This is a genomic window from Streptococcus sp. Z554, from assembly GCF_053010305.1.
Map to the genome: position 1 here is coordinate 20,410 of NZ_JBRKNV010000009.1, position 19,129 is coordinate 39,538.

Annotated in this window: 18 protein-coding genes and 1 tRNA gene; 14 read left to right on the top strand and 5 right to left on the bottom strand. The window is 40.1% G+C overall.

What is annotated here, in order from left to right; all coding sequences use genetic code 11:
• The first annotated feature begins 133 nt into the window (after positions 1–133).
• From ACVC7R_RS07685 to pyk, 3 genes are all read left to right on the top strand, one after another.
• A complete protein-coding gene (locus ACVC7R_RS07685) occupies positions 134–3,235 on the top strand; it encodes a DNA polymerase III subunit alpha (RefSeq protein WP_447264207.1) in 3,102 nt (1,033 codons plus the stop codon).
• Between the two features lie 81 nt (positions 3,236–3,316).
• A complete protein-coding gene (pfkA, locus tag ACVC7R_RS07690; RefSeq protein WP_004253883.1) occupies positions 3,317–4,324 on the top strand; it encodes a 6-phosphofructokinase in 1,008 nt (335 codons plus the stop codon).
• 66 nt (positions 4,325–4,390) lie between these two features.
• Entirely contained in the window at positions 4,391–5,896 is a 1,506-nt protein-coding gene (gene pyk / locus ACVC7R_RS07695; protein ID WP_447264208.1) for a pyruvate kinase, read from the top strand.
• 308 nt (positions 5,897–6,204) lie between these two features.
• On the opposite strand, the gene ACVC7R_RS07700 is transcribed toward pyk, so the two are convergent.
• Both ACVC7R_RS07700 and ACVC7R_RS07705 read right to left on the bottom strand, forming a co-directional pair.
• Positions 6,205–6,277 (bottom strand) — tRNA-Thr (locus ACVC7R_RS07700).
• Positions 6,278–6,383: 106 nt separating this feature from the next.
• Positions 6,384–7,133, bottom strand: a complete 750-nt coding sequence (locus ACVC7R_RS07705) for a lysophospholipid acyltransferase family protein (RefSeq protein WP_447264209.1) — start codon at positions 7,131–7,133, stop codon at positions 6,384–6,386.
• A 132-nt stretch (positions 7,134–7,265) separates the two neighbouring features.
• Between ACVC7R_RS07705 and ACVC7R_RS07710 the strand changes: the two genes are divergently transcribed.
• The 5 genes from ACVC7R_RS07710 to galE all read left to right on the top strand — a co-directional run bounded on the left by ACVC7R_RS07710 (position 7,266) and on the right by galE (position 13,405).
• On the top strand, positions 7,266–9,602 hold the full coding sequence (locus ACVC7R_RS07710; RefSeq protein ID WP_447264210.1) for a cation-translocating P-type ATPase: 2,337 nt from the start codon (positions 7,266–7,268) through the stop codon (positions 9,600–9,602).
• A 101-nt stretch (positions 9,603–9,703) separates the two neighbouring features.
• Positions 9,704–10,381, top strand: coding sequence for a tRNA (adenine(22)-N(1))-methyltransferase (locus ACVC7R_RS07715; protein WP_447264211.1), 678 nt, complete (start codon positions 9,704–9,706; stop codon positions 10,379–10,381).
• The gene (locus ACVC7R_RS07720; RefSeq protein WP_447264212.1) at positions 10,368–11,165 is read left to right on the top strand and encodes a Nif3-like dinuclear metal center hexameric protein; all 798 of its coding nucleotides are present in this window, start codon (positions 10,368–10,370) and stop codon (positions 11,163–11,165) included. The genes ACVC7R_RS07715 and ACVC7R_RS07720 overlap by 14 nt, the downstream gene beginning before the upstream one ends.
• Positions 11,166–11,181: 16 nt before the next feature.
• On the top strand, positions 11,182–12,276 hold the full coding sequence (locus ACVC7R_RS07725; protein WP_447264213.1) for an NAD(P)/FAD-dependent oxidoreductase: 1,095 nt from the start codon (positions 11,182–11,184) through the stop codon (positions 12,274–12,276).
• Between the two features lie 109 nt (positions 12,277–12,385).
• The gene (galE, locus tag ACVC7R_RS07730; RefSeq protein WP_447264214.1) at positions 12,386–13,405 is read left to right on the top strand and encodes a UDP-glucose 4-epimerase GalE; all 1,020 of its coding nucleotides are present in this window, start codon (positions 12,386–12,388) and stop codon (positions 13,403–13,405) included.
• Positions 13,406–13,656: 251 nt separating this feature from the next.
• On the opposite strand, the gene ACVC7R_RS07735 is transcribed toward galE, so the two are convergent.
• The gene (locus ACVC7R_RS07735) at positions 13,657–13,860 is read right to left on the bottom strand and encodes a ferredoxin (RefSeq protein ID WP_447264215.1); all 204 of its coding nucleotides are present in this window, start codon (positions 13,858–13,860) and stop codon (positions 13,657–13,659) included.
• A gap of 45 nt (positions 13,861–13,905) precedes the next feature.
• Here ACVC7R_RS07735 and ACVC7R_RS07740 point away from each other — a divergent pair, with 45 nt between their 5' ends.
• The 6 genes from ACVC7R_RS07740 (at position 13,906) to pdxT (ending at position 17,778) form a co-directional block, all read left to right on the top strand.
• On the top strand, positions 13,906–14,400 hold the full coding sequence (locus ACVC7R_RS07740) for an SAG1386/EF1546 family surface-associated protein (RefSeq protein ID WP_447264216.1): 495 nt from the start codon (positions 13,906–13,908) through the stop codon (positions 14,398–14,400).
• An 8-nt stretch (positions 14,401–14,408) separates the two neighbouring features.
• Entirely contained in the window at positions 14,409–15,080 is a 672-nt protein-coding gene (gene cmk, locus ACVC7R_RS07745) for a (d)CMP kinase (protein ID WP_447264217.1), read from the top strand.
• A 139-nt stretch (positions 15,081–15,219) separates the two neighbouring features.
• Positions 15,220–15,558: a zinc ribbon domain-containing protein YjdM gene (locus ACVC7R_RS07750; RefSeq protein ID WP_447264218.1), complete on the top strand. Its 339-nt coding sequence runs from the start codon at positions 15,220–15,222 to the stop codon at positions 15,556–15,558.
• 2 nt (positions 15,559–15,560) lie between these two features.
• Entirely contained in the window at positions 15,561–16,193 is a 633-nt protein-coding gene (locus ACVC7R_RS07755; protein ID WP_447264219.1) for a Pr6Pr family membrane protein, read from the top strand.
• 136 nt (positions 16,194–16,329) lie between these two features.
• Positions 16,330–17,205, top strand: coding sequence for a pyridoxal 5'-phosphate synthase lyase subunit PdxS (gene pdxS / locus ACVC7R_RS07760; RefSeq protein WP_447264220.1), 876 nt, complete (start codon positions 16,330–16,332; stop codon positions 17,203–17,205).
• Positions 17,206–17,778, top strand: coding sequence for a pyridoxal 5'-phosphate synthase glutaminase subunit PdxT (pdxT, locus tag ACVC7R_RS07765; RefSeq protein WP_447264221.1), 573 nt, complete (start codon positions 17,206–17,208; stop codon positions 17,776–17,778). It begins immediately after the preceding gene.
• A 183-nt stretch (positions 17,779–17,961) separates the two neighbouring features.
• On the opposite strand, the gene trhA is transcribed toward pdxT, so the two are convergent.
• Positions 17,962–18,609: a PAQR family membrane homeostasis protein TrhA gene (trhA, locus tag ACVC7R_RS07770; RefSeq protein WP_447264222.1), complete on the bottom strand. Its 648-nt coding sequence runs from the start codon at positions 18,607–18,609 to the stop codon at positions 17,962–17,964.
• Positions 18,599–19,054: a DUF1836 domain-containing protein gene (locus tag ACVC7R_RS07775; RefSeq protein ID WP_447264223.1), complete on the bottom strand. Its 456-nt coding sequence runs from the start codon at positions 19,052–19,054 to the stop codon at positions 18,599–18,601. Before ACVC7R_RS07775 ends, trhA begins: the two co-directional genes overlap by 11 nt.
• Positions 19,055–19,129 lie beyond the last annotated feature (75 nt).

The window sequence follows — 19,129 nt, forward strand, 5'->3', positions numbered from 1 at the left end:
TCTTCGAACTTATTTCATATCAGAAAACCATAGCTTTTTAGGCTATGGTTTTTTAGTTTAATGATTAGAAAGAAATTGTGTTTCTATTTTCTAAAATGGTATAATATAAAGAGAATAAGGGAGGTGGTAGTGAGTGATTGCCCAACTAGATACAAAAACTGTCTATAGTTTCATGGAGAGTATGGTTTCAATCAAGAGATATGTCAGCCTAGGGAAAGAATATGGTTATTCATCACTTGGAATCATGGATGAAGACAATCTCTATGGAGCCTATTATTTCATCAAAGAATGCCAAAAACAGGGAATGCAGCCCTTATTAGGACTTGAGATGACAGTTCATCATAAAGAAGAAGTGCTCAATCTACGTTTTCTAGCCCTGTCAAACCATGGTTATCGAAACCTGATGAAGATATCGTCACGAAAAATGACAGGTAAAAAAGAATGGGCTGATTTTTCTTCCTACCTTGAAGATATTTGTGTCATTGTTCCTTACTATCCTGAAGTTGATTCCTTGGACTTAGGGCATGACTACTATATCGGAGTGTATCCAGATACACCTCAATTGACTGTTTCTCACCCCATTCTCCCTCTTTATCGTGTTAACTCTTTCGAGTCTGAGGATTTAGAAGCTCTACAGATGCTTAAAGCGATTAAAGAAAATGTGACCCTGAGAGAGGTTGATGTTCAATCGCAACAGGGCTTGTTTTTACCGGCTGACCGTCTTGAACAGATTTTCCAAGAGAAGTTTCCAAACGCACTGGATAATCTTGCAAGATTGATTAAGGAAACTTCCTACGAGATTGATAGTAGTCTCAAACTTCCACGTTTCAATCCAGAGAGACCTGCTGTCGAAGAACTTCGGGAGAGAGCTATCAAGGGCTTGGAGCAAAAAGGCTTGCTTGATTCAGTCTATCAGGAACGTTTAGAAGAAGAACTGTCTGTGATTCATGATATGGGATTTGATGACTATTTCTTGGTTGTTTGGGATCTCTTACGTTTTGGCCGTTCTCAGGGTTATTATATGGGGATGGGACGCGGATCCGCAGTTGGAAGTCTAGTAGCCTATGCCCTAGATATCACTGGTATTGATCCAGTAGCTAAGAATCTTATCTTTGAACGCTTCTTGAATCGTGAACGCTACACCATGCCAGATATCGATATTGATATTCCAGATATCTATCGTCCAGAGTTTATTCGCTATGTTCGTGACCGTTATGGTAGTATCCATGCTGCTCAGATTGTCACTTATTCGACCTTTGGAGCCAAGCAAGCCATTCGAGATATCTTCAAACGTTATGGCGTACCTGAGTATGAGTTGACAGCTATTACCAAAAAAATTGGTTCCAAAGATACTCTAACGACAGCCTATGAAGGAAATCTAGGTTTTAGACAGATCATTCAGAGTAAGATTGAGTACCAAAAGGCCTTCTCTATTGCTAAAAAGATAGAAGGCTATCCACGACAGACCTCTATCCATGCTGCTGGAGTCGTTATTAGTGACAAAAATCTAACAGATTACATTCCTCTCAAGTATGGGGAGGATATGCTGATTACTCAGTATGATGCTCATGGAGTTGAAGGAAATGGCTTGCTCAAAATGGATTTCTTGGGCCTCCGAAACCTAACCTTTGCTCAAAAAATGCAAGAACTCTTACTTGAAACTCAAGGGATTTTACTAAAGATTGAGGATATTGACCTTGAGGATAAGGCAACCTTAGCGCTCTTTGCAGCTGGTAAGACCAAGGGAATCTTTCAGTTTGAGCAACCTGGAGCTATACGTTTATTGAAACGAGTGAAGCCACAAAACTTTGAAGAAGTAGTGGCGACGACTTCTTTGAACCGACCAGGTGCGAGCGACTATATCGATAACTTTGTGGCTAGAAAACATGGCAAAGAAAAAGTGACCGTTCTTGACCCAGTTTTGCAAGATATCCTGGCTCCAACCTATGGCATCATGCTTTATCAAGAACAGGTGATGCAAGTAGCTCAGCGTTATGCTGGTTTTAGCCTTGGGAAAGCCGATATTTTGCGTCGTGCCATGGGGAAAAAGAATGCTACAGAGATGCATCGGATGGAGGAGAGTTTTATCCAAGGGGCACTCGAAAAAGGGCATGGAAAAGAAGAGGCTCAAGAAGTCTTTGCTGTCATGGAGAAATTTGCTGGTTATGGTTTTAACCGTTCGCATGCTTATGCTTATGCAGCTTTAGCTTTTCAGCTTGCTTATTTCAAAACACATTACCCGTCAATTTTCTACCAAGTGATGTTGAACTATGCGAGTAGTGATTATATTGTAGATGCTTTGGATATGGGCTTTGAATTAGCACCGCTTTCTATCAATACAGTTCCATATCAAGATAAGTTATCAGATAAGACAATTCATCTAGGTCTTAAGAGCATTAAGGGAATGCCTCGTGATTTTGCCTATTGGATTATCGAGAATCGTCCATTTTCTAGTGTTGAAGATTTTATCACACGATTACCGAAAAATTATCAAAAGGAGAGTTTATTAAATCCTCTGGTAGAAGTTGGTTTGTTTGATAACTTTGAGAAAAATCGTCAAAAAATCCTGACCAACCTACCAAGTCTATTTATCTTTGTAGAAGAGTTAGGTAGCCTCTTTGCAGATTCTAGCTATAGTTGGACAGATACAGAGGACTTTTCAAATATTGAGAAATTCCAAAAAGAGCAGGAATGGTTAGGAGTTGGAATCAGCCAACACCCATTGATATCCCTAGCAAAGAATCCTTTGTATCCAATCGTGAGTCTGTCTGAACTGTCCGAAGGTCAGACAGCTACAGTGCTCGTTGAGATTCAATCGATTCGTGTGATCCGAACTAAAAAAGGTGAAAACATGGCCTTTTTGAAAGTCAGTGATAGTAAAACAAATCTGGAGGTTACTGTTTTTTCGAATCAGTATCGCCAATTTAAAAATCTCTTACACGAAGGTAGTTTCTATTATCTAAACGGGAAAGTTCAGGCTAGGGACGGCCGTCTTCAATTAGTCTTGAATGATCTAAAAGAGGCAGTGAGTGAACGTTTTTGGATTCAAGTTGCCAATCATGATCACGATTCTGAAATTTATCATATTTTAGAACAGTATAAGGGACAAATTCCCGTGATCATACGTTATGAAAATGAACAAAAAAATGTTCTTTTGCCTGGTTATATGGTTACAAAAGACGCAGGCTTACAAGAATCTTTAGAACAAATTGTCATGAAAACGATTTATCGTTAAAAATCAATGAAAATAAAAGAATTTTAACTTTAAATATGGTATAATCAGTTAGAATGTTAAAAGAAAAAGGAGCAAAACCAAATGAAACGTATTGCTGTTTTGACTAGTGGTGGGGACGCCCCAGGTATGAATGCTGCCATTCGTGCAGTTGTTCGTCAAGCAATCTCAGAAGGAATGGAAGTTTTTGGTATCTATGATGGATACGCTGGTATGGTTGCTGGTGAAATTTATCCACTTGATGCTGCTTCAGTAGGAGACATCATTTCACGTGGTGGTACTTTCCTTCACTCTGCTCGTTACCCTGAGTTTGCGAAACTCGAAGGTCAACTTAAAGGGATTGAGCAATTGAAAAAACACGGTATCGAAGGTGTCGTAGTTATCGGTGGTGACGGTTCTTATCATGGGGCTATGCGCTTGACCGAGCATGGATTCCCTGCTATTGGACTTCCTGGAACAATCGATAACGATATCGTAGGTACTGACTTTACAATCGGATTTGATACTGCAGTAACAACTGCTATGGATGCGATCGATAAGATTCGTGATACATCATCAAGTCACCGTCGTACTTTCGTTGTTGAAGTAATGGGACGTAATGCTGGTGATATCGCTCTTTGGGCAGGTATCGCAACAGGTGCTGATGAAATCATCATCCCTGAAGAAGGTTTCAAATTTGAAGATATCGTAGCAAGCATCAAAGCTGGATATGAACACGGTAAGAAACACAACATTATCGTTTTAGCAGAAGGTGTTATGTCAGCGGCTGAATTTGGTCAAAAACTAAAAGAAGCTGGCGATACAAGTGACCTTCGTGTAACTGAACTTGGCCACATCCAACGTGGTGGATCACCAACTGCTCGTGACCGTGTCCTAGCGTCACGCATGGGAGCACACGCCGTTAAACTTCTTAAACAAGGAATCGGTGGAGTCGCTGTCGGTATTCGTAACGAGAAAATGGTTGAAAATCCAATTCTTGGAACAGCAGAAGAGGGAGCTTTGTTTAGCTTAACAGCTGACGGTAAGATTGTCGTTAACAATCCTCATAAAGCAGACCTTGAACTTTCTGATTTGAACAAGAGCTTGTCATAATCAACTTTAACTAATCTGGTAAAATGACCATTAAAGGTCGAATTATATAAAGGAGTCACAAAAATCATGAACAAACGTGTAAAAATCGTTGCAACTTTGGGTCCTGCGGTAGAAATCCGTGGTGGTAAAAAATTCGGTGATGACGGATACTGGGGTGAAAAACTTGACGTTGAAGCTTCAGCTAAAAACATTGCTCAATTGATTGAAGCAGGAGCTAACACTTTCCGTTTCAACTTCTCACACGGTGACCACCAAGAACAAGGTGAGCGTATGGCAACTGTTAAACTTGCTGAAAAACTTGCAGGTAAAAAAGTTGGTTTCCTTCTTGATACTAAAGGACCAGAAATCCGTACTGAATTGTTCGAAGGTGAAGCTAAAGAGTACTCATACAAAACTGGTGAAAAAATCCGTGTTGCAACTAAACAAGGAATCAAATCAACTCGTGAAGTGATTGCATTGAACGTTGCAGGTGCTCTTGACATCTATGATGACGTTGAAGTTGGTCGTCAAGTATTGGTTGACGATGGTAAATTGGGTCTTCGCGTTGTAGAAAAAGACGACGCAACTCGTGAATTCGTAGTTGAAGTTGAAAATGACGGTGTTATCGCTAAACAAAAAGGTGTAAACATCCCTAATACTAAAATTCCTTTCCCAGCTCTTGCTGAACGTGATAACGATGATATCCGCTTCGGTCTTGAACAAGGTATCAACTTCATCGCGATCTCATTCGTACGTACTGCTAAAGACGTGAACGAAGTTCGTGCAATCTGTGAAGAAACTGGTAACGGTCACGTTCAATTGTTCGCTAAAATCGAAAACCAACAAGGTATCGATAACTTGGACGAAATCATTGAAGCTGCTGACGGTATCATGATCGCTCGTGGTGACATGGGTATCGAAGTACCATTCGAAATGGTTCCAGTTTACCAAAAAATGATTATCACTAAAGTGAATGCTGCTGGTAAAGTTGTTATCACTGCAACAAACATGCTTGAAACAATGACTGAAAAACCACGTGCAACTCGTTCAGAAGTATCAGACGTATTTAACGCTGTTATCGACGGAACTGACGCGACTATGCTTTCAGGTGAGTCTGCAAACGGTAAATACCCACTTGAGTCTGTTCGTACAATGGCTACAATCGACAAGAACGCTCAAACTCTTCTTAACGAATACGGACGTTTGAACTCAGATTCATTTGAACGTAACTCTAAAACAGAAGTTATGGCTTCAGCAGTTAAAGACGCTACAAACTCAATGGATATTAAATTGGTTGTAACTTTGACTAAGACTGGTCATACAGCACGTTTGATCTCTAAATACCGTCCAAACGCTGATATCTTGGCATTGACATTTGACGAATTGACAGAACGTGGATTGATGTTGAACTGGGGTGTTATCCCAATGTTGACAGAAGTTCCATCATCAACTGATGACATGTTTGAAATTGCTGAACGTAAAGCAGTTGAAGCAGGTCTTGTACAATCTGGTGACGACATCGTTATCGTTGCAGGTGTACCACTTGGAGAAGCTGTTCGTACAAATACAATGCGTATCCGTACAGTACGTTAATCTAACATTAAAAACCTATCATATCAAGCTTTCCAGCTTGTGTGATAGGTCTTTTTTTGTTTCATAAGGTCCAGAACCTCATTCGTTTAGGACAAGAAAAAAACTCTCTGGAAAACCAGAGAGTGTGAGAGGCATCTCCATGTGAGAAACTGGTTCACACAATTTCTCAAGGTCCGCTCCTGCGTTATGACCTCCTTTGCGCAATTGTAGCTTTCGCTACATATCGACTCATCGCAGACTTTATTGTACTATAGAGGCCAATACTTTGTCAAGAAAAAACAGCTCCTTAAATAGGAACTGATGAATGATGCTAATTGCCGGGATCGAACCGGCGACCTCATCCTTACCATGGATGCGCTCTGCCTACTGAGCTAAATCAGCTTACTTTGAAAGTATACTATAGATTGAAGTTTTTGTCAATATGCTAATTAGTAGCTTAACTCATTGGAAAAGCCCAAGTAAGAAACTTGGGCTTGTGAAGATTCGATTATTGTAATTGCTCTCTCTTTTTATCTGGGTTCCAAACAAAACTTGCAACAAAGGTAAAGAGGATCGTCAGAATTCCGATAATAATTGCGAGGATCAAGGCCGGGATACGGATGAGCCACCAGAGTGGATTTGGTTTTTTATTGTTGTGCCACTGTTTTGTTTCCTCATCCAGGCGTTGAAATTCAGATTGGATGCGATCTGCAACCATCTCAATTCCCTCATCATTCATCTTTTTGATGTCTGAGATGTCAATAGGATTTCCGAAATTCATATCAATTCGTTCGCGGCTGATGAGTCCTTTTAGAGTCATAGGGCCGGTATAAGTAACCGGCATAATACGAACCTTAGCCATTTTTGCAATCAGAGCAACACCACCCTTAACGTCGTTGGAATGGCGACTACCACTTGGGAACATAATCAGTGAGCGATTGCTCTTTTTAAGGACATTGATTGGATATTTGATAGCAGAAGAACTTGGGTTATCACGATCGATAGGGAAGGCACCGCACATACGAATCCACCACCCAAAGATACGATTTGAAAAGAGTTCTTTTTTTGCCATAAAAACAAATTGTTTTGGTTTGGTTGCAAAAGCCATGTAGACGGGGTCCCACCAAGTACGATGAGGGGCAACAAGGATATAATTCTCATCCATACTTGGAATTTTGTCAGTATTGTGAAAGTGAGCATTTCCATTGATTGACCATAGAATCAACATAACCAACCCACGTAGATAAGTATAAAACATGGTGTCTCCTTCAGTTTTCTTTCTTTTATTATACCTTATCATACTAGGACAGGCAAATGTTTTTTGTATAGTCTGAAAAGCTCTTTTATATGAAATTAGAATTATTTAAAAAAAAATGATATGATAGAATTTATGGATAAAAATAAAATTATGGGCTTAAGCCAATCAGAAGTTAAAGATCGTCAGAAACAGGGACTAGTCAATGATTTTAAGGCTTCTGCTAGCACGAGTACTTGGCAGATAGTGAAGAGAAATGTCTTTACTTTATTCAATGCTTTAAATTTTGCCATTGCCCTAGCGCTCGCCTTTGTTCAAGCTTGGAGCAACCTCGTTTTCTTTGCAGTTATCTGTTTTAATGCTTTTTCAGGAATTGTGACTGAGCTACGTGCTAAACATATGGTTGATAAACTCAATCTCTTGAATAAAGAAAAGATTACGACAATTCGTGATGGACAAGAGATAGTTTTGGACCCCGAAGAACTTGTTTTAGACGATGTGATTCGCTTGTCAGCAGGAGATCAGATTCCAAGTGATGCCATTGTATTAGAAGGTTTTGCTGAGGTCAACGAAGCCATGTTAACAGGTGAGAGCGACTTGGTCCAAAAGGAAGTTGAAGACTTAATGATGTCAGGTAGCTTTCTTGTCAGTGGTTCCGTCTTTGCCAAGGTCAAACATGTGGGGGCGGACAACTACGCAGCTAAGCTCATGCTTGAAGCTAAAACGGTAAAGCCAATCAACTCACGTATCATGAAATCGCTAGACCAACTAGCTGGCTTTACCGGGAAAATCATTATTCCTTTTGGAATTGCTCTTTTGCTTGAAGCTTTAGTCTTAAAAGGTTTGCCGCTGAAGTCTTCTGTAGTCAATTCATCTACAGCTCTTTTAGGGATGTTGCCTAAAGGTATCGCTTTACTGACGATAACTTCGCTTTTGACTGCAGTGATAAAACTAGGACTTAAAAAGGTTTTAGTACAAGAAATGTATTCTGTTGAAACCTTGGCACGAGTGGATATGCTCTGTCTGGATAAGACAGGGACCATCACTCAAGGGAAGATGCAGCTTGAGACTGTCCTTCCCCTTACTCAAGCTTACGATAAGGATGCCATTGCTAAAATACTAACTAGTTATATGGCACACAGTGGGGATAAAAATCCAACAGCTCAAGCTATCCGAACGCGTTTTGCGGGAGAGGTAGCTTATCCGATGATTTCTAGCCTTCCATTTTCAAGTGATCGAAAATGGGGAGCAATGGAGTTGGAAGGTCTAGGAACTGTTTTCCTAGGCGCACCGGAGATGTTGTTGGATGCTGAAGTTCCTCAAGCTAGAGAAGCTCTTGAACGAGGATCTCGTGTCTTGGTGTTAGCTCTCAGTCAAGAAAAACTTGATCATCAAAAACCACAGAAACCATCTGATATTCAAGCCTTGGCTCTGCTTGAGATTCTAGATCCAATCCGAGAAGGAGCTGCTGAAACTCTAGACTATCTTCGTTCTCAGGAAGTGGGACTGAAAATCATCTCTGGTGATAATCCAGTCACCGTTTCAAGCATTGCTCAAAAAGCAGGATTTGCAGACTATCATAGCTATGTAGATTGTTCGAAGATTACTGATGAAGAATTGATAGCCATGGCTGAGGAAACAGCCATTTTCGGACGTGTTTCACCTCATCAAAAGAAACTGATTATCCAAACTCTGAAAAAAGCAGGTCATACTACTGCAATGACAGGGGATGGTGTCAATGATATTCTAGCTCTCCGTGAGGCAGACTGTTCCATCGTTATGGCTGAAGGAGACCCAGCAACTCGTCAGATTGCAAATCTGGTCCTCTTGAATTCAGATTTCAATGATGTTCCTGAGATTCTCTTTGAAGGTCGTCGTGTGGTCAATAACATTGCCCACATTGCTCCGATTTTCTTGATCAAGACCATCTATTCCTTCTTGCTAGCAGTTATCTGTATTGCCAGTGCTTTGTTGGGACGTCCGGAATGGATTTTGATTTTCCCATTCATTCCTATTCAAATTACCATGATTGACCAGTTTGTGGAAGGATTTCCACCGTTCGTATTGACTTTTGAGAGAAACATCAAACCTGTTGAACATAATTTCCTCAGAAAATCCATGCTCCGTGCTTTACCAAGTGCCTTGATGGTAGTCTTTAGTGTTCTGTTTATTAAAATTTTTGGAACAAGTCAAGGCTGGTCGGCCATTGAAATTTCGACCATTCTGTATTATCTATTGGCATCAATTGGTTTCATGTCTGTAGTGAGAGCTTGCTTGCCATTTACCCTTTGGCGAGTTCTCTTGATTGTCTGGTCTATTGGAGGCTTCCTTGGAACAGCTCTATTTCCAAGAATTCAAAAACTACTGGAAATTTCAACACTGACAGCTCAAACACTACCAGTATATGGTATCATGATGTTCATCTTTATTGTGATTTTCATCCTGACAAGTCGTTATCAAATGAGAAAATAAAGAAAGACTGCAATCGATGGTTGCAGTCTTTTTTAGGTGCAGGATTGCTAGCTAAAATATGGTATAATAAAGGGGAATAGAGTTTTTGAAAGTGAGAGAAGATGATTTCAAAGAGATTAGAAACGGTAGCTTCCTTTGTGCCTCAAGGAGCCGTTTTACTTGACGTGGGGAGCGACCATGCTTATCTACCGATTGAATTAGTTGAAAAAGGTCACATCGAGCGTGCCATTGCAGGCGAGGTCGTAGAAGGTCCTTACCAATCTGCGGTAAAAAATGTTGAAAGTCACGGTTTGTCTGAGAAAATCCAGGTTCGCTTAGCCAATGGCTTGGCAGCTTTCGAAGAAAATGACCAGGTCTCGGTGATCACTATTGCAGGAATGGGAGGTCGTTTGATCGCTTCGATTTTAGAAGAGGGATTTGACAAACTAGCTCATGTTGAGCGTTTGATTCTTCAACCCAATAATCGTGAGGACGACTTGCGTAGTTGGCTACAAGACCACGGTTTTCAAATTATTGCAGAAAGCATCCTAGAAGAAGCTGGTAAGTTTTATGAAATTCTGGTTGTGGAAGCGGGAGAAATGAAGTTGTCAGCAAGAGATGCCCGCTTTGGTCCTTTGTTAGCAAGAGAAGTTAGTCAGGCATTTGTCCAGAAGTGGCAAAAAGAAGCTGAGAAGTTGGAGTTTGCCCTAGGCCAAATCCCAGAAAAAAATCAGGAAGAACGTCAAGTTCTAGCAGATAAAATTCAAGCCATCAAGGAGGTGCTCCATGCAAGCAAGTGAAGTGATTAAACGTTATGAAGCCTATTGTCCTCAAGAATTTTCTATGGAAGGCGATAGTCGTGGTCTGCAAATTGGTAGCCTAGATAAGGATATTCAAAAGGTCATGGTTGCCCTTGATATTCGTGAAGAAACAGTGGCAGAAGCTATTGAAAATGATGTTGATTTGATTATCGTCAAGCACGCGCCAATTTTCCGTCCAATCAAGGACTTGGTTGCCGATCGACCTCAAAATCAAATTTATATCGATCTCATCAAGCACGATATTGCAGTTTACGTTAGTCATACTAATATTGATATCGTTGAAAACGGCCTTAATGACTGGTTCTGCCAGATGCTAGGCATTGAGAATACGACTTATTTACAAGAGACAGGTCCTGAACGAGGGATTGGACGCATTGGAAATATTGAGCCTCAAACTTTTGAAGAATTTGCTAAGGTTGTCAAAGAAGTCTTTGCTCTAGATAGTTTACGAATGGTCTATTATCAAGATAGTGATTTAAGAAAGCAAATTTCAAGGGTTGCTATTTGTGGTGGTAGTGGGCAATCTTTCTATCCTGATGCTTTAGCAAAAGGTGCTGATGTCTACATCACTGGTGATATTTATTACCATACAGCTCAGGACATGCTATCAGATGGCCTGTTGGCTCTGGACCCTGGGCATTATATTGAGGTGCTCTTTATTGAAAAAATTGCAGCGCTTTTGAACGAATGGAAGAAAGAAAATGCTTGGGCGCTAGAAGTTATCGCAAGTCAAGCTTCTACCAATCCATTCCACCATATCTAGTTAGAAGGTAAAAACAATGAAAAAAGTTGCCATTATTGGAGCAGGAATTGTAGGGGCCACAGCCGCCTATTATCTCTCTAAAGAAGCTGATGTGGAAGTAACTGTCTTTGACCATGGACTAGGACAGGCGACCAAGGCAGCAGCTGGTATTATTAGTCCCTGGTTTTCTAAACGTCGCAATAAAGCCTGGTACAAGATGGCACGCTTGGGAGCAGACTTCTATGTGGATTTATTAGCTGACTTAGAGAAATCTGGTCAAAAAGTTGATTTTTATCAGCGATCCGGGGTCTTTCTCCTTAAAAAAGACGACTCCAAACTAGAGGAACTCTATCAACTGGCTCTGCAACGTAAAGATGAATCTCCCTTGATTGGGGAATTAGCCATTTTAGATCAAGCGACTGCAAGTAACTTATTTCCTGGTCTAGAAGGATTCGAGAGATTGCTCTATGCTTCTGGAGGAGCTCGAGTAGATGGGCAACTCTTAGTCAGTCGTTTACTTGAAGCTAGTCAGGTTAAGGTTATAAAGAAAGAGGTTAGTTTAAGACCTATAGTTTCGGGTTATCAAATAGACAATCTCATTTTTGACAAAGTTATCTTGTCAACTGGTGCTTGGATCGGTCATTTATTAGAACCCTTAGGTTATGAGGTTGATGTTCGCCCACAAAAAGGACAACTCCGAGATTATCAAGTTGATTTAGACATGGCATCTTATCCTGTTGTCATGCCGGAAGGCGAATGGGATTTGATTCCATTTCCAGGTGGAAAACTATCTCTAGGTGCTACTCATGAAAATGATATGGGATTTGACCTGACAGTGGATAAAACGTTGCTCCAGCAAATGGCTGAAGCAGCAAGTTCGTTTTATCCTAGCTTAAAAGATGCAATGATTAGTGGTGAACGCGTGGGAATTCGTGCCTACACTAGTGACTTCTCTCCATTTTTTGGACAGGTGCCAAACTTATCAGGAGTCTATGCAGCAAGTGGATTGGGCTCATCGGGTCTTACAACTGGTCCACTTATTGGTTATCATTTGGCTGAATTAATTCAAGGAAGAACTGGAAAGCTAGATCCAAATGATTACCCGATTGATAAATATGTTAAACAAAAATAGAGAAAGATTCACTTTTACTTCCTTTTTACGAAGATATTGGGATTGCAAATGACATTCCCTTGTAAAAATGGTAAAATAAAAAAAATAATTCAAGAATTGAGGAAAAATGATGCAAGAAAAGATTTTGGTAACAGGTGGTGCAGGTTTTATTGGAACTCACACTGTCATTGAACTGGTCCAAGCTGGACATCAAGTTGTCGTGGTGGATAATTTGGTCAACAGTAGCCGTAAAAGCTTAGAAGTAGTGGAAAGAATTACAGGAGTTGAGATTCCTTTTTATGAAGCTGATATCCGCGATACAGATACACTTCGTGACATTTTCAAACAGGAAGAGCCCACAGGAGTTATCCATTTTGCAGGTTTGAAGGCAGTTGGAGAGTCAACTCGTATCCCTCTTGCCTACTATGATAACAATATTGCTGGTACAGTGAGTCTTTTAAAAGCAATGGAAGAAAACAACTGTAAGAACATTATCTTCAGCTCTTCAGCAACGGTGTATGGAGATCCACATACTGTTCCAATCCTAGAAGATTTCCCACTTTCAGCTACCAACCCTTATGGACGTACCAAGCTTATGCTGGAAGAAATCTTGACAGATATCCATAAAGCAGATTCAGAGTGGAACGTTGTTTTGCTTCGTTACTTCAATCCAATCGGTGCCCATGAGAGTGGAGACCTGGGAGAGAATCCAAATGGTATTCCAAACAACCTTCTACCGTATGTCACACAAGTCGCAGTTGGTAAGTTAGAACAAGTTCAAGTTTTCGGTGACGACTACGATACAGAAGATGGAACAGGTGTTCGTGACTATATCCACGTTGTTGACTTAGCCAAAGGACATGTTGCAGCCCTTAAGAAGCTTCAAAAAGGCTCAGGACTCAATGTTTATAACCTTGGTACTGGAAAAGGCTACTCCGTTCTTGAAATTATTCAAAATATGGAAAAAGCAGTTGGGCGCCCAATTCCTTATCGTATCGTTGAACGTCGCCCAGGTGATATCGCAGCTTGCTACTCAGACCCAGCAAAAGCTAAGGAAGAGCTCGGATGGGAAGCAGAACTTGGTATTACAGAAATGTGTGAAGATGCATGGCGTTGGCAAAGTAAACATCCAAATGGATTTGAAGACTAATCGTTTGATTAAACAAAAAAAGAGGAAGTCATTCCTCTTTTTTTATAACTTTATATGTGGTTGAAATAAAAAATTTGATTAGTGCTTAAGTGATAGAAAAATGTCTTAAAAGAACAGTTTATTGGTTATTGAAATACTGGAAGAAATAAAAGAAAAATTGTATAAAAATAGCTAGCAAAAAACTATAATTTTCTAGAAAAATATGCTAAACTAGAAGGAGTGGAAAATAGCGATTTATATTCCATTAAATGTTAGGATTCATCTATGATCAGAGCACGAGTAGGGCAATATTTAACGGCTTCTAAAATGTCGTCTTTGCAAGTAATTTCTCGGTCTAATTGCTCAGGATCATCGTAAAAACGGACGATACCATTATCATGGTAGTCAAATAAATCTGAATAAGTTTGGCAGAGCCCACAAGCGATGCAACGTTCAGGTATAAGTCTAATCTTCATATTTATATTGTAATAAGAAACTAAAAAAAACTCAAGGAGTAAGGTATGGAAAAGGAACCGTGGCAAGAAGATATTTATGAAAACCAAGAAGAGGAATCAAGAACAGAGCGTCGTCAACGAAACAAAAAAGGATCAGGTGTCGTTGCGAATCGTATTTTAACTGTTTTAGCTATTATTTTCTTTGTTATTGTTGTTGGTATGGTAGTTGTGTTAGTCTACTTATCATCAGGTGGAAGCGACCGCACTTCAGCTCTGAAAGATTTTTATGATTCTTCAGCTCCAAAAGTAGAAGAAGTTACAACAGTGGCTACTACTACTATTCAGTCAACAGAGACAACCGAAGCAGAAACAACTCAACAAGAACATACAGAGGCGCGTACTGACTCTGAAGGAACTATCACAGTTTTACCAGGGGAAGGTGAAGCAGCGATTGCAGCTCGTGCTGGAATCTCTATTGCTCAACTTGAAGCCTTAAATCCTGGTCATATGTCTTCAGGAACTTGGTTTGCAAATCCTGGTGATGTCCTTAAGACAAGATAGGAGTGACAATGAAAACAATTCAGATTGCTATTGATGGACCAGCTTCAAGTGGTAAAAGCACAGTCGCTAAGATCATCGCTAAGGACTTTGGCTATACTTATCTGGATACGGGCGCTATGTATCGAGCTGCGACTTATATCGCCTTAAAAAACCAAATTAGCCCAGATGAGCCATCTCAACTTCTTGAATTATTGGAGCAATATCCAATTAGCTTTGGACGTGCTGAAAATGGAGAGCAGCTTGTTTTCGTTGGAGATGTTGACGTGACAAATCCAATTCGAGAAAATGAAGTAACCAACGCAGTTTCTGCCTTTGCCGCTATTCCGGCTGTTCGAGAGAAACTGGTAGCCCTCCAGCAAGAGATTGCTAAACAAGGCGGTATTGTTATGGATGGCCGTGATATTGGTACTGTGGTCTTGCCTCAGGCTGAATTAAAGATTTTTCTAGTAGCATCTGTAGATGAGCGTGCGGAACGTCGTTACAAAGAAAATCTTTCAAAGGGAATCGAAACAGATTTGGAAACTTTGAAAGAAGAGATTGCTGCGCGTGATTATAAAGATAGTCATCGTGAAACTTCGCCCCTTAAACAAGCTGAAGATGCAATCTATTTGGATACAACAGGTCTTTCTATTCTAGAAGTTGTTGAAAAAATCAAAGCAGAAGCTCAAAAACATTTATAAGAAACTTTAAAACGATTAACCAAGTTTGGGTTAATCGTTTTTTTTGCCACGATTTGTCAAATAGTCTGTTTTAAGGTATAATAGTTGCTGTTAAAGAAAATTTGACATTCAAATAATTATAAATGTATAAGGAGATAACATGAGTCAACTACCAAATTGCCCAAAATGTAATTCAGAATATGTATATGAAGATGGTGCACTTCTTATCTGCCCAGAATGTGCTTATGAATGGAATCCTGCTGAACAAGTTGAAGCAGAAGAAGGTATTGTTGCTATCGATGCAAATGGAAATAAATTAGCTGATGGAGATACAGTTACCTTGATTAAGGACCTTAAGGTCAAAGGGGCTCCTAAAGACCTCAAACAAGGAACTCGTGTGAAAAATATCCGTATTGTAGAGGGTGACCATAATATCGATTGTAAGATTGATGGTTTTGGAGCTATGAAGCTTAAATCAGAATTTGTGAAGAAGATTTAATCATGATTAAAAATGAAAAAGTAATATTTTATAGCCGTATCTTTTTATTTATAGCAGCCTTTACTGGTGTATACTTGGAGATTACCAAACGCGGTGGTTTAGGGATGTTGCTCTACTATACAGTCCTTTCCAACCTTTTGGTTGTACTCTTTACAGCTTATCTTTTGTTCAAGATGCGTAGTGGCGGTGATAGTTGGCAGAGTCCAGGTATTTTGCGACTCAAAGGTGGTGTCACTATGAGTATTATGATTACTTGTGTCATCTATCATTTCATGCTAGCTCCCTTGACGACAGATTTTTACCGTTTGGAAAACTTCCTTTGCCATTATATTGTCCCTCTCTGGTTTTTAGCAGATACAATTATTTTTGATAAGAGTCGTCAATATAAGTGGTTTGATCCCATTGTATGGACAGTCTTACCTCTGCTATATATGGGATTTGCCATCTTAAACGGTTTTGTTCTAAAGATGGATGTCCCTAATGCCAAGGATAGTCCCTTCCCTTATTTCTTTCTGAATGCTAGCAAACATGGTTGGGGCTTTGTCTTTAAATGGGCAGCCACTATCTTTGTAGCTTATCTGATTTCAGGATATCTGTTTTATCTTGTGAAAAGCATTAAAAAATCTAAGAAATAAAAGTACCCTATATGGGTGCTTTTTTTGGTTTACGATAATTGTACCCGGACAACTGAACTTTTTTAATCTTGTTATGTAGTCATTTCTATCTTACAATAAAAGTGTAGCTACCAATAAAACTATTGAGGAAGAAGAAATGACTGAAAATCGTTATGAATTAAATAAGAATTTGGCACAGATGCTCAAGGGCGGCGTTATCATGGATGTTCAAAACCCTGAACAAGCAAGAATTGCAGAGGCTGCAGGTGCAGCAGCGGTAATGGCTTTGGAGCGAATCCCGGCTGATATTCGTGCAGCGGGTGGTGTATCCCGTATGAGTGATCCAAAGATGATTAAGGAAATCCAAGAAGCTGTCAGCATTCCAGTTATGGCTAAGGTTCGAATTGGGCATTTTGTTGAAGCTCAAATTTTAGAAGCAATCGAGATTGACTATATTGATGAGAGTGAAGTGTTATCACCAGCTGACGACCGCTTCCATGTAGACAAGAAAGAATTTCAAGTTCCATTTGTTTGTGGTGCTAAAGACTTAGGAGAAGCCTTGCGTCGTATCGCTGAAGGTGCTTCAATGATTCGTACCAAAGGAGAACCAGGAACAGGAGATATCGTTCAGGCGGTTCGCCATATGCGTATGATGAATCAAGAAATTCGCCGCATTCAAAATCTCCGTGAGGACGAGTTATACGTTGCTGCCAAGGACTTGCAAGTCCCTGTAGAATTAGTTCAATATGTCCACGAAAATGGAAAATTACCAGTTGTCAACTTTGCAGCTGGGGGGGTTGCAACACCAGCGGACGCTGCTCTTATGATGCAACTTGGTGCTGAAGGGGTCTTTGTTGGCTCAGGGATTTTCAAGTCAGGTGATCCTGTCAAACGGGCTGCAGCAATTGTCAAGGCTGTTACAAATTATCAGAATCCTCAAATGCTAGCTGAGATCTCGGAAGACTTGGGAGAAGCTATGGTTGGTATCAATGAGAATGAAATCCAAATTCTCATGGCTGAGCGAGGAAAATAGATGAAAATCGGAATCTTGGCCTTGCAAGGTGCCTTTGTGGAACATGAGAAAGTGCTTGATAAACTAGGAGTGGAAAGCGTTGAGCTGCGAAACCTAGAAGATTTTCAGAAACATCAGAACTCCTTATCAGGTTTGATTTTGCCAGGAGGTGAGTCTACAACTATGGGAAAATTGCTGCGAGATCAGCAGATGTTGACTCCCCTAAGAGAAGCTATTCTCAAAGGTTTACCGGTTTTTGGAACTTGTGCTGGTTTGATCTTGCTAGCGAGACAAATCACTTCTCAGGAGGAAAGTCATTTAGCGACGATGGATATCCTAGTAGAGCGCAATGCTTATGGACGTCAGTTAGGAAGTTTTTATACAGAAGCTGACTGCAAGGGGGTTGGTAACATTCCCATGACCTTTATCCGAGGCCCTATTATTCGTGAAGTTGGTAAAGATGTTGATGTTCTAGCAGTAGTGCATGATCAAATCGTTGCAGCACGAGAAAAAAATATGCTAGTGACCTCATTTCATCCGGAATTGACAAACGATGTTCGCTTACACCAGTACTTTATCGATATGTGCAAATAAAAAAGAGAGTGGGACAGAAATCGGTAATCCGTTAGAATTCGATTTCGTCGTCCCACCTCCGCACAGTTGAGTAGGGCTATAAAAGCTGATGAAATCAGCGTAGTAGAGCCCACTCAACCACTGCGTCTTGCTCGACAATCCAAAGACAATTGAGAGGCTAGGACTTTTGTTCCAGCCTCTTTTTTACATATAATAAACAATAGCGATATATTGCAAAGCTGAAGCTGCTAAGATAAACAGATGCCAAATCATGTGGAAGTATGGTTTTTTCTTCGCGTAAAAACCAGCTCCAACTGTGTAACAGAGTCCACCAGATACCATGAGGCTCCAGAAGATAGGAGTTGTCTGGCTGATGATTGCTGGTAGGATAGCCAAGACTAGCCACCCCATGATGAGGTAGAGAATGAGACTAAATTTTTCATTGACTTTCTTGGCAAAGATTTTATAGAGGATGCCAAAGATGGTCGTTCCCCACTGAATGGCGATAATGAGATATCCAAACCAGTTATTCATCAGAGTCAAAACGACAGGAGTATAAGAACCTGCAATGGCAACATAAATCATGGAATGGTCAATAATACGTAGGACATACTTGTGAGTCGAACCATAAGCCATCGAATGATAAATAGTTGATGATAAGAACATGAGAAAGAGGCTAATAACGAAAATCGAAACACCGATGGATGATAAGAATCCGTGAGCTTCATAACTGTAGGTTGATGAAATGGGAAGTAAGATGAGCATCACCAATGCACCGACAGCGTGAGTGACACTGTTAGCAATTTCTTCTCCAAAACTAAGGCGTTTACTAAGTTTGAAACTAGTATTCATTTGGTTCCTCCTTTTCAGATTCTGTGTAAACGAGTGCTAGTGTTTGATGATAGAGTTTGACTGTTTGACAACTTGCTTGAATAATAGGATTGTCTGGGTCAATGTCTTCGTTCATATAATCCACAAAAGCATTGTAGAGTTCTTCTGAGTGAGCATCTGTGTGTAGGGTATTAAGGGTTTGGGCAATTTCTTGGATCGAAAAAACGGACTTAAGAGTTGTAATAGCAATCAAACGGGCGATTTGTTTCCGTTGGTATTTTTTCTTTTCAGGTTTCGTCAGATAGCCGTGTTTGACATAGTTATTGACCATAGAAGCTGTCAGACCTTTCTCTTTATCGGGAGAAACTGGGGGACAGATTTGATTGACATAGAGTAGGACCTGGTCCAGATAGAGATTGATATTTGGAATTTCTTCCCATTTTGGATAGGAAAAAGTAGTTTTCATTTCCAACTCCTTTTATCTAGTTTTCATAACTAGATTATAAAACATTAAAAATGATAAGTCAAGTTTCAAGTGCTT

What these genes read in the sequence shown, in the direction of transcription:
- pfkA (WP_004253883.1), top strand. Translation starts at nt 3,317, where the DNA reads ATGAAACGTATTGCTGTTTTGACTAGTGGTGGGGACGCCCCAGGTATG.
- pyk (WP_447264208.1), top strand. Translation starts at nt 4,391, where the DNA reads ATGAACAAACGTGTAAAAATCGTTGCAACTTTGGGTCCTGCGGTAGAA.
- ACVC7R_RS07705 (WP_447264209.1), bottom strand. Translation starts at nt 7,133, where the DNA reads ATGTTTTATACTTATCTACGTGGGTTGGTTATGTTGATTCTATGGTCA.
- ACVC7R_RS07710 (WP_447264210.1), top strand. Translation starts at nt 7,266, where the DNA reads ATGGATAAAAATAAAATTATGGGCTTAAGCCAATCAGAAGTTAAAGAT.
- ACVC7R_RS07715 (WP_447264211.1), top strand. Translation starts at nt 9,704, where the DNA reads ATGATTTCAAAGAGATTAGAAACGGTAGCTTCCTTTGTGCCTCAAGGA.
- ACVC7R_RS07720 (WP_447264212.1), top strand. Translation starts at nt 10,368, where the DNA reads ATGCAAGCAAGTGAAGTGATTAAACGTTATGAAGCCTATTGTCCTCAA.
- ACVC7R_RS07725 (WP_447264213.1), top strand. Translation starts at nt 11,182, where the DNA reads ATGAAAAAAGTTGCCATTATTGGAGCAGGAATTGTAGGGGCCACAGCC.
- galE (WP_447264214.1), top strand. Translation starts at nt 12,386, where the DNA reads ATGCAAGAAAAGATTTTGGTAACAGGTGGTGCAGGTTTTATTGGAACT.
- ACVC7R_RS07735 (WP_447264215.1), bottom strand. Translation starts at nt 13,860, where the DNA reads ATGAAGATTAGACTTATACCTGAACGTTGCATCGCTTGTGGGCTCTGC.
- ACVC7R_RS07740 (WP_447264216.1), top strand. Translation starts at nt 13,906, where the DNA reads ATGGAAAAGGAACCGTGGCAAGAAGATATTTATGAAAACCAAGAAGAG.
- cmk (WP_447264217.1), top strand. Translation starts at nt 14,409, where the DNA reads ATGAAAACAATTCAGATTGCTATTGATGGACCAGCTTCAAGTGGTAAA.
- ACVC7R_RS07750 (WP_447264218.1), top strand. Translation starts at nt 15,220, where the DNA reads ATGAGTCAACTACCAAATTGCCCAAAATGTAATTCAGAATATGTATAT.
- ACVC7R_RS07755 (WP_447264219.1), top strand. Translation starts at nt 15,561, where the DNA reads ATGATTAAAAATGAAAAAGTAATATTTTATAGCCGTATCTTTTTATTT.
- pdxS (WP_447264220.1), top strand. Translation starts at nt 16,330, where the DNA reads ATGACTGAAAATCGTTATGAATTAAATAAGAATTTGGCACAGATGCTC.
- pdxT (WP_447264221.1), top strand. Translation starts at nt 17,206, where the DNA reads ATGAAAATCGGAATCTTGGCCTTGCAAGGTGCCTTTGTGGAACATGAG.
- trhA (WP_447264222.1), bottom strand. Translation starts at nt 18,609, where the DNA reads ATGAATACTAGTTTCAAACTTAGTAAACGCCTTAGTTTTGGAGAAGAA.
- ACVC7R_RS07775 (WP_447264223.1), bottom strand. Translation starts at nt 19,054, where the DNA reads ATGAAAACTACTTTTTCCTATCCAAAATGGGAAGAAATTCCAAATATC.